The following is a 9,145-nucleotide window of genomic DNA, read 5'->3' on the forward strand; positions in this document are numbered from 1 at the left end:
TGGGCTCGCACTCCCGAGGTCGCTTTGCTGAGCGGCGAGTTGGCCGACCTCCACACTGACTCCGCAGATCCAGCAGCTCGAGCGGGCACTCCAAGGGCAGCTCCTGGTGCGCGGACAGTGCGGGCACCGTATGCGGCTCACCGACGTCGGCAAGCTGGTCCTCGCCGCCGCACAGCCGTACGCGGACCAGCTCACCGCTCGCGCCGACCAGGAGAACGCCGTGCACTCGAGCACAGAGGCGTGACACCACTGCCCGCGCCCCGCGGACTGCCTACCAGGTTGACCACGACTTGCCCGGGGTGCTCTGCTCGGCGACGCCTATGCACATCAGTCGGCACTGGCAGCTCATGGGCCCGTTCAACTCACCGCAGGCCAGCGGGATTTCTGTCCCGATATTCTCCTGCCCGGCGGGGTGGCGACTGCGCATTCCGCATCGCGGATTCATCAGATGGTGTGGTTCATCCGTGGTTTGGCCATCTCGCTGATCTTGTCCGCTGATGCTCGAAGAGCGCCCGGTTGCCGTCCTGGGGGAACGTGTTCGTGATCTCCGGCATGCCTGGCCGCATGCACTGTCCGACCAAGAGAAATGGCTTATCGTGCATTTGACTCCGCATGAGCAGGAGCGCCTGCTGATCCATGTCGCGGCCGACGTTGCACACAGGCGCCGCGACCGTGGGCTGCGCCTCAACTATCCAGAGGTGATAGCCCTGCTGACGGTGCACGTCTTCGAGGCGGCGCGCGACGGCAAGACGGTCAGCGACATCATGGACTCGGGTCGGCAGCTGTTCACCCGTGATGAGGTGATGGACGGCGTCCCGGAGATGATTAAGAACGTCCAGGTGGAGGCCACCTTCCCGGACGGCACCAAGCTGGTCACCATCGACGACCCCATTCCGGAGGCCCCAAAGGAGCGCGAGGTCTACCCGGGCAAGGTCGAGCACCCCCAGCCGCCCCGCAAGCCAGACTCCCCGGTCGACTGCGACGACAGCGGCAACTCGTCCGTAAGTTGCGACGGGTACGACGACACAGTCTCCCGGTACGACGCGATCCACTTCAACGTGCACCTCGACGGGGACACGCAGGGCGTCAGCCTGCAGAGGGACGCCACCACCTTGCCGGGGCCGGGCAAGACGAAGATCAAGGTGAAGAACGAGTCGGACCGTCCCATTCAGGTTGCCTCCCATTATCACTTCGCCGAGGTCAACCCGGGGCTCAAGGTCGTCAGTATCGAGGTCCCTGCCGGTCAGACAGTCCCCCATGACCGCAGTCTCTGGAACTGCGATGCGGCGAAGGGCCGACGGCTCAACATCGCCGCGGGCACGGCGGTGCGCTTCGAACCGGGCGACGAGTGCTGTGTGGAACTGGTGCAGATCCAGGGTGATGTCACGGCCGGCGGCAGCAGCACCAGCGACCTGACCAAGATCCGGGGACTGCGCGAAGGAATCGTCCGATGAACAACCCGCAGGGACAAGGCCGGGGTCAGGCGCCGAAGCCCGTGCAGGGCCGGCCGAAGCCGAGCAATGAGCTGACGCGGGCGGATTACACCGCGCTGTACGGGCCGACCACGCGGGACCGGGTCCGGCTCGCCGACACCGACCTCACGCTGGAGATCGAGGCCGACTGGAGCGGCGGCCCTGCGTACAGCGGCAATGAGATGGTCTTCGGCGGCGGCAAGGTGATCCGCGAGTCAATGGGAATGTCGCACCTCGCCAGGGACGGGAGGAACGGCGAAGGCGACGCCACGGACCACAGGCCCGTGGACACCGTCATCACGGGCGCGCTGATCCTCGACTGGTGGGGTGTGGTCAAGGCCGACATTGGCATCCGCGACGGCAGGATCGCGGCCATCGGCAAGGCGTACAACCCGGAGACGATGGACCCGATCCCGAGCAACAGGTTCGAGATGCCGAACCGTACTGGTAAGGGCAATACGGCGCCGGTTCCGGTGACGCCGGTAAGTTTCGTGGTCGGGCCGAGCACCGAGGTCATCTCCGGCAACGGGCGGATCCTCACCGCGGGTGGCGTGGACACCCATGTGCACTTCATCTGCCCCGGGGAGATCCACGAGGCTCTGGCCTCGGGTGTGACCACCCTGATCGGCGGCGGCACGGGACCGGCCGAGGGCAGTACGGCCACCACCGTGACCCCGGGCGCATGGCACATCAGGCGGCTCTTCGAGGCGCTGGACGAGTTCCCGGTCAACGTCGGCCTGCTCGGCAAGGGCAGCACGATGAACGAGCACGAGCTCAACGCGCAGGTTGACGCCGGTGTCTGTGGCTTCAAGATTCACGAGGACTGGGGCGCCACGCCCGCGGTGATCGACCGGGCCCTGGACATCTGTGAAGAGCGCGGTGTCCAGCTTGCTCTGCACGCCGACTCACTGAACGAGTCGGGGTTCCTGGAGAGCACACGGGCAGCCTTCACGGGCGACGGCAGGGACGCTGGGGGGAAGTTCACGAAGCAGAAGGCACGCTCCATCCACATCTTCCATGTCGAGGGTGCTGGCGGCGGTCACGCGCCGGACATGATCGAGCTGGTCAAGGAACCGAATGTGCTCCCGGCCTCGACCAACCCGACGCGTCCCCTGACGGTCAACACCGTCAAGGAGCACGTCGACATGATGATCGTGTGCCATCACCTCAACCCGCAGATTCCGGCAGATATGGCCTTCGCCGACTCCCGGATCCGGCCGTCCACCATGGCCGCGGAGGACCTCCTCCACGACATGGGCGCCATCTCCATGATGTCCTCCGACGCCCAGGCAATGGGCCGCATCGGCGAGATGATCATGCGTACCTGGCAGACCGCACACGTCATGAAGTGCCGCTACGGGGCACTGAAGGAGGACCTCGAAGCCGCGAAGGTCCGCACGATCACCGACGACACAAACCACTCCTTCAACGACCAGCAACTGCAGCCGAACGACAACTTCCGGGCGCGCCGGTACGTCGCCAAGTACACGATCAACCCGGCGATCACGCACGGCATCGACGGCCACGTCGGCTCCGTGCAGACCGGGAAGCTCGCCGACCTGGTGCTGTGGGAGCCGAAGTTCTTCGGCGTCAAACCGCACATGCTCCTCAAGGGCGGTCAGCTCGCGTACGCGCAGGTCGGCGACGCCAACGCGTCGATCACAACGCCGCAGCCCTACCTGCCGCGCCCGGTCTGGGGCTCCACCGGCCGCTCCCCGGGACGCAACTCGGTGAACTTCGTGGCTCCGGGCGTGGCCTGCAAACTGAACGGAGACGGCACCAGCAGCATTCCGGGTCTCGGTCTCGACAAGGAGTTCGTGGACATCACAAGCACCCGGCAGGTCATGAAAGCCGACATGAAACTGAACGACGGCAGTGCGCTGACGAGCCTCGAAGTCGACCACAACAGCTTCGAGGTCACCATCGGCGGTGCGACCACGACCGACGCCCGCACCGAACTCAATGGTGCGACCGTGCCGCGCTCCTACGTCAACGAAGTACCCCTGGCACAGCGGTACTTCCTCTTCTGAACCGCCACCTGCCCGGCCGTCGGAGCAACAGCACCGCGGCCGGGCCCTCGGGCGGGCAGGCCATGCCCGCCCGCGCTCGGCACAACTTCCGACCCTACGAAAGGCAGCCGCTCACCCATGAGCCGTGCAGCCCTGCTCCTGCTGGCCGACGGCCGCTTCCCCGCCGGAGGGCACGCCCACTCAGGGGGCGTCGAAGCCGCTGTCGCCCACGGAGCCGTACACGACACCGACAGTCTGGAGGCATTCTGCCGCGGCCGTCTGCACACCACCGGCCTGACCATGGCCGGCCTGGCCGCCGCGGCCGCCGCCGGAGTCGACCCGCTGCTGCTGGACGACGCCGCTGACGCACGCACCCCCGTCCCCGCGCTGCGCGCCGTCGCCCGTCGGCTCGGCCGGCAGATGATGCGCGCGGCCCGTGCCACCTTCCCGTCCGAGGACCTGGAACGGCTGGCCGCCGAACGTCCCCAGGGCGCCCACCAGCCGCTCGTGCTGGGCCTCGCCGCCCGGTCCGCCGGGCTCACCCCGCTGGACGCCGCCTATGCCGCCGCGTACGAGAACGCCGGCGGCCCGGCCACCGCGGCAGTGCGTCTGTTGAGCCTCGACCCGCTCGACGCCTCGGGGCTGCTGGCCCGCCTCAGCTCCGATACCGACGCCGTCGCCACAGCCGCCGCCCAGGCCGCGGACCGCGTCACGGCCGAGGGCATCGACGCCCTGCCGTCGGCGTCCTCTCCGCTGCTGGACATCACCGGTGAACAGCACGCCGCCTGGACCGTCCGGCTCTTCGCCTCCTGAAGCCTTCCCTTCCCCACCTGGAGTTCTTCGTGCACCTCGACCACCCCGTGACCATGCCGCAGCGCCACACCCACAGCGCCGAGCCGCTCCGCGCCGACGGCAGCCGCCGAGCTCTCCGTGTCGGTCTGGGCGGGCCCGTCGGCTCCGGCAAGACAGCCAGCGTCGCCGCGCTCTGCCGCACCCTGCGCGACCGCTGGTCCATCGCCGTCGTCACCAACGACATCTACACCCGCGAGGACGCCGAGTACCTGCTGCGCGAGGCCGTGCTTCCGCCCGAACGGATCACCGCGGTGGAGACCGGCGCGTGCCCGCACACCGCGATCCGCGACGACATCTCAGCCAACCTCGAGGCCGTCGAACACCTGGAGGCGACCCTCCATCCCCTCGACCTCGTGCTCGTCGAGTCCGGTGGCGACAACCTCACCGCAACCTTCTCCAAGGGCCTCGTCGACGTGCAGATCTTCGTCATCGACGTCTCCAGCGGCGACGACATCCCCCGCAAAGGCGGCCCAGGCATCACCACCGCCGACCTCCTCGTCGTCAACAAAACCGACCTCGCCCCGCACGTAGGCGCCGACCTCGCCACCATGGCCGCCGACGCCAAACGGCAACGCGGCGACCTTCCCGTCATCTTCACCAGCCTCACCTCGGACGACGGCATCCGCAAGGTCGCCGACTGGGTCACCGTGCACCTCGCCGAGTGGCACGCCAAGGCGGCCGTATGAGCCTCGCCCCACAACTCGCCGCGGACCGGGCAGCGTTGACCGGAGCCCTCTCCGGAGCCGAGGAGCCCGCCGGGCACCCGGACGGGGTGCGTGCCACAGCCCGCATCCGAGCCACGTACAACGGACGCGTCACCACACTTCCGCAGTTACGCAGTGACGGCCCGTTCCACCTCCGACGCATGCGCACCGACGGGAACACCGCCAAGGTGGGGATCATCGGTGCGATGAGCGCCCCACTCGGCGGCGACCGGCTCACCATCGACGTCACCGCCGGGGACCGGGCCGTACTGGAGGTCACGACGGCCGCCGCCACACTCGCCCTGCGCGGCCCCACCACCGCCCCGGCCACCTACGACGTACGGCTCACCGCCGGGGAACACACGAGCCTGCGCTGGCTGCCCCAGCCGCTGATCAGCGCAGCCGGCAGCAACCTCCGGCAGACTTGCACCGTCGAACTCGCCGCCACCGCACGGCTGTTGCTGCGAGAGGAGCAGCTCCTGGGCCGGGCCAATGAGCATCCGGGCCACCTCATCAGCCGGCTCTTGGTCCACCGTGCCGGAAGACCACTGCTCGACCAGCAGATGGCATATGGGGACCCAGAACCCGGCTGGGACGGCCCGGCCGTCCTGCACGGACACCGCGCCGTCGGCCAACTCCTGCTCGTCGACCCCGAAATGGGCATTCACCGCAGCCCCGTCCTCCTCCGCGAGGGCTCCCGGGACGGGTGCGCCGTCCTCACACCGCTGGCCGGCGGCCCGGCACTGCTCGCCACCGCCATCGCACCGACCTCCTCGGCCCTGCGGGAACTGCTCGACGAAGCCCTCGCACACGCCCTCCAAAAGTAGCGCGGATGGCCCGCCGCCCCTCAGCGGGCGGCGGACCACACCAGCGGGTCAGCCCCGAGCGTCCGCGCCCCGCGACGCCAAGTGGCCTGGTGGTTCGGCTGGCGGTTGATCAGTAGGCCGTCTGTTGGGCGAGAACCAGTTCGGTGCTCGGCTTGCGGCGGGTTGGCCGACGGGCGGAGCGGTCCGAGATCAGTGAAGCGATCGCGCGATGGGTCTCGGCGTAGTCCTCACGCCGACCGGTGTAACGCTGGAGCGGCCGCCGCTGCCGCAGTTCGGCATGGACGTGCTCGACGCAGGTCCGATCCGAGGACTGCCGTCGGCGCATCTCCCGCAATGCGTACTGATCGCCGAGCGGTGCGTGGTCCTTCGGCTTCTTCGGCGGGGCGCTGGCCTGGTCAGGGAATTCGTTGGCCAGACCCCGGTAGCCCTCGTCGACCTCGGCTCCCACTTCCGGGCGGAGCCGGAACTGCTCGGCGATGCCCTCGGTGCGCACCGCGGTCGGGTCGTGCATGCGGCCCGGCCGGTTCGCGCCGGACCACAGCAGACGGCCCTGGCCGTCGCTGACGGTGGAGGTCTTGATGGTGTTCTGCCTCTTCTTGCCCGACACGAAGGCCCGTCGTCCGGGACGGTTGGCCTTGGGTCGGCGGACCTGGGTCTCGCCTCCGTCGATCCTCAGCCGGATCCCCTCGGCTTCGGCGTAGGCGAACACGTCCGCCAGGGTGCGCAGCCGCACGCCGGGGCGGTCGGGGACGGCGAAGCCGCGCACCGCCAGGAGCGGGCGGATCTCGCCGATGGCGCGGGAGACCGTGGAACGGGCCGTGCCGTACAGCTCGGCGAGCGCGGCGTGCGGGAGCCCCGTGCGCAGGTGGACCAGGGTGACCAGCACCCGGTCGGCGAAGACCAGGTCGTACTTCGGGCCGGCACCGGCCGCCCGCGGCCGCGCAACACCTCGCCGCTCACGCAGTGCCGACTCGCACCGCGCCAGCCACGGGTCTGCCAACTCCTCGATCAAAGCGCCGAGATGTGCACGGGAGACGCCGCAGAAGGCAGGATGGGACAAGGCCGCACGGGCCCACTTCTTGGTCACACTCGAAGAACCCGTGCGGCCGCTGTCACGTCACGGCCGTAGAAGACAGCCTCGCGGATCGTGTCGAGGCCGTCGCACCGTCGTAGGTCAGGCTTCCGCAGGAGTGCTCGCCATCGCCCCCGGCGGGCGCATCATGAAGACGTCGATCGGGTCCTGGGCTTCCACGACGAATCCGCGGCGCTCGTAGAGTCGACGGGCAGCACTGCCCTGCAAGACGTTCAAGCACACGGTCATGCCCTGCGCGTCCGTTCGCTCCAGTACCCTGCGCAACACAGCGGATCCGAGCCCTCGGCCCTGACAGTGCGGAGCAAGGTAGAAGTGCTCCAGCCACTGCCTGCCTTCGGCGGGCCGGACCGTGACGCATCCTGCGAGTTCACTGTCGATCATGATGATCGACGTGTGCTGCGGGGAGAAGGAGTCCCGCAGCCGCTGCCGTACCCGGTGCTCGTCGTAGCGCCCAAGGCGTTCCAAGTCCACACGCATGACCGTGGCCCGCAACTCCGCGATCACCTTGATGTCCGCTGCCACCGCAGAACGCAGCACCCAGCCCGCGGCGTGCGCCGACGTGGTCTGTGCAGGCACTGCCATATCCGATCGCGTACCGCTCCCCATCACCCCAGCATCCATGGCCGGAGTATCTCAGTGCGCCTGCCCTGAACAGGCACATGGGCATTTCAACCCGAACTACCCCAATCCCACCGCGACCTCAATCGCGGACCGGGTCGTTAGTCCGACGGGTCTGGTGACTGGGCGGCGTCCATGTCGTTTCGACCCTTGTGGAGCGGGGTGATCTATCCGACGCAGAGTGGACCCGACTGGAGCCGCACCTGCCGCAGAACGTCGGGCGGGGCGGGCGGTGGAACAGGACAAGATCGTGAGACAGAAGGGCCGTGTCCCTCGGATGAGACGGCGGATGAAGCCCAGGTCACCACGCCGGTGTGCGCGTGCGCCTCTGTCGGGCCCATGATGGAGACAGCGGAGTAATTGCGGACCGATGTGCCGACGGTCGCGCATGACCGGTCTCGGCCCACACGAGGGGACGCGGGTCGGCCACCACCCATCGAGCGTGTGATCGGCGGTCGCGGGCCGCTCGTGTGAAGTACGGGCCATGCCTGCCCGGCGCCGCCACCCGGATCGTAACCGCCGACCGGACAGGAGAAGGTGGTGGTCGAATGAACACCGTGCAGAAGGTCGCCATTGTCACCGGCGCTTCCCGAGGAATCGGCGCCGCCCTGGTCCCCGCCTACCGCGAGCTCGGCTACGCGGTTGCCGCGACGGCACGCTCCCTGGAGGAGTCGAGCGATCCCGATGTGCTGACCGTCAGTGGCGACGTGGCCGAGCCGGGCGTCGGCGCCCGTATCGTCGACGCGACGCTGTCCCGGTTCGGGCGGATCGACACGCTCGTCAACAACGCCGGAGTCTTCGTCGCCAAGCCGTTCACCGACTACACCGACGAGGACTATGACCTTGTGACCGGGGTCAACCTGCGCGGCTTCTTCGAAACCTCCCGCAGTGCCGTCGCCGCGATGCTCTCCCGGGACGGCGGCGGCCACGTGGTGAACCTCTCCACCAGCCTGGTCGACCACGCCAGCTCACAGGCGCCATCAGCTCTCGCCTCGCTGACCAAAGGCGGACTGAACGCGGTCACCAGGGCGCTGGCGATCGAGTACGCGGCCCGCGGTATCCGGGTCAATACCGTCGCGCTGGGCGTGATCCGCACTCCCATGCACCCGCCCGAGACGTACGAGGGCCTCGCCGCGTCGCACCCGCTTGGCCGGATGGGTGAGATCGACGACGTCGTCAACGCGATCGTCTACCTCGAGAACGCCCCGTTCGTCACTGGTGAGACCCTGCACGTGGATGGCGGCCAGAGCGCTGGACGCTGAGCGGGCGATCATTCCTGCGAACCCGCTGTGTGCGGACCGAGTAGCCGCCGCAGCCATGACCGGCCGGCGCGGAGCCACGCGCGGGGACGGGACGGCGAAGCCACCGGCCGCGTGTTCGCCGATCCGGTAGCTGTGGACGTCCCCCAGATGGGCCCTGCGGTAGTCCGGAAGTAGTAGCCGTGCCCTCACTCCGGCCGGAGCGGCCCTGCTCCCGCACACCCGGGCCCTGCTCGAGCGTGCCGACGATCTGCGTAACCGCGCCGCCAGGATCGCGGGCTCGGAACCGGTCCGGCTCGGCTACGTCAACT

8 protein-coding genes and 2 pseudogenes are annotated in these 9,145 nt (G+C 68.8%); 8 read left to right on the top strand and 2 right to left on the bottom strand.

The window, feature by feature from the left end; all coding sequences use genetic code 11:
- Nucleotides 1-596 precede the first annotated feature (596 nt).
- The 6 genes and pseudogenes from J5X86_RS51685 to J5X86_RS48350 all read left to right on the top strand — a co-directional run.
- Nucleotides 597-893: pseudogene (locus J5X86_RS51685) on the top strand (urease subunit gamma); the annotation flags it as partial.
- On the top strand, nucleotides 891-1,454 hold the full coding sequence (locus tag J5X86_RS51690) for an urease subunit beta (protein WP_374229498.1): 564 nt from the start codon (nucleotides 891-893) through the stop codon (nucleotides 1,452-1,454). The pseudogene J5X86_RS51685 and the gene J5X86_RS51690, both read left to right, overlap by 3 nt.
- Nucleotides 1,451-3,502, top strand: coding sequence for an urease subunit alpha (locus J5X86_RS48335; RefSeq protein ID WP_208522958.1), 2,052 nt, complete (start codon nucleotides 1,451-1,453; stop codon nucleotides 3,500-3,502). Before J5X86_RS51690 ends, J5X86_RS48335 begins: the two co-directional genes overlap by 4 nt.
- A gap of 117 nt (nucleotides 3,503-3,619) precedes the next feature.
- Nucleotides 3,620-4,294 carry an urease accessory protein UreF gene (locus tag J5X86_RS48340; RefSeq protein ID WP_078646490.1) on the top strand — a complete coding sequence of 225 codons (675 nt, stop codon included), beginning with the start codon at nucleotides 3,620-3,622 and terminating at the stop codon, nucleotides 4,292-4,294.
- Between the two features lie 29 nt (nucleotides 4,295-4,323).
- Complete coding sequence (gene ureG / locus J5X86_RS48345; RefSeq protein ID WP_208522959.1) at nucleotides 4,324-5,019, top strand: urease accessory protein UreG; 696 nt, start codon at nucleotides 4,324-4,326, stop codon at nucleotides 5,017-5,019.
- Complete coding sequence (locus J5X86_RS48350) at nucleotides 5,016-5,864, top strand: urease accessory protein UreD (protein WP_208522960.1); 849 nt, start codon at nucleotides 5,016-5,018, stop codon at nucleotides 5,862-5,864. The genes ureG and J5X86_RS48350 overlap by 4 nt, the downstream gene beginning before the upstream one ends.
- Nucleotides 5,865-5,973: 109 nt before the next feature.
- On the opposite strand, the gene J5X86_RS48355 is transcribed toward J5X86_RS48350, so the two are convergent.
- Complete coding sequence (locus J5X86_RS48355) at nucleotides 5,974-6,951, bottom strand: transposase family protein (RefSeq protein WP_208522961.1); 978 nt, start codon at nucleotides 6,949-6,951, stop codon at nucleotides 5,974-5,976.
- A gap of 87 nt (nucleotides 6,952-7,038) precedes the next feature.
- Nucleotides 7,039-7,539, bottom strand: coding sequence for a GNAT family N-acetyltransferase (locus tag J5X86_RS48360; RefSeq protein WP_243983275.1), 501 nt, complete (start codon nucleotides 7,537-7,539; stop codon nucleotides 7,039-7,041).
- 584 nt (nucleotides 7,540-8,123) lie between these two features.
- On the opposite strand from J5X86_RS48360, the gene J5X86_RS48365 reads away from it, so the two are divergent.
- Nucleotides 8,124-8,837, top strand: a complete 714-nt coding sequence (locus tag J5X86_RS48365) for an SDR family NAD(P)-dependent oxidoreductase (RefSeq protein WP_208522963.1) — start codon at nucleotides 8,124-8,126, stop codon at nucleotides 8,835-8,837.
- Nucleotides 8,838-9,012: 175 nt separating this feature from the next.
- Nucleotides 9,013-9,145 (top strand): annotated as a pseudogene (locus J5X86_RS51695) (LysR family transcriptional regulator); the annotation flags it as partial.

It is taken from the genome of Streptomyces sp. NEAU-YJ-81, from assembly GCF_017592595.1.
GTDB classification, from domain to species: Bacteria; Actinomycetota; Actinomycetes; order Streptomycetales; family Streptomycetaceae; genus Streptomyces; species Streptomyces hygroscopicus_B.

Coding starts and splice junctions, on each gene's coding strand:
- J5X86_RS48350 (WP_208522960.1), top strand. CDS start 5,016: ATGAGCCTCGCCCCACAACTCGCCGCGGACCGGGCAGCGTTGACCGGA.
- J5X86_RS48365 (WP_208522963.1), top strand. CDS start 8,124: ATGAACACCGTGCAGAAGGTCGCCATTGTCACCGGCGCTTCCCGAGGA.
- J5X86_RS48340 (WP_078646490.1), top strand. CDS start 3,620: ATGAGCCGTGCAGCCCTGCTCCTGCTGGCCGACGGCCGCTTCCCCGCC.
- J5X86_RS48360 (WP_243983275.1), bottom strand. CDS start 7,539: ATGGCAGTGCCTGCACAGACCACGTCGGCGCACGCCGCGGGCTGGGTG.
- J5X86_RS48335 (WP_208522958.1), top strand. CDS start 1,451: ATGAACAACCCGCAGGGACAAGGCCGGGGTCAGGCGCCGAAGCCCGTG.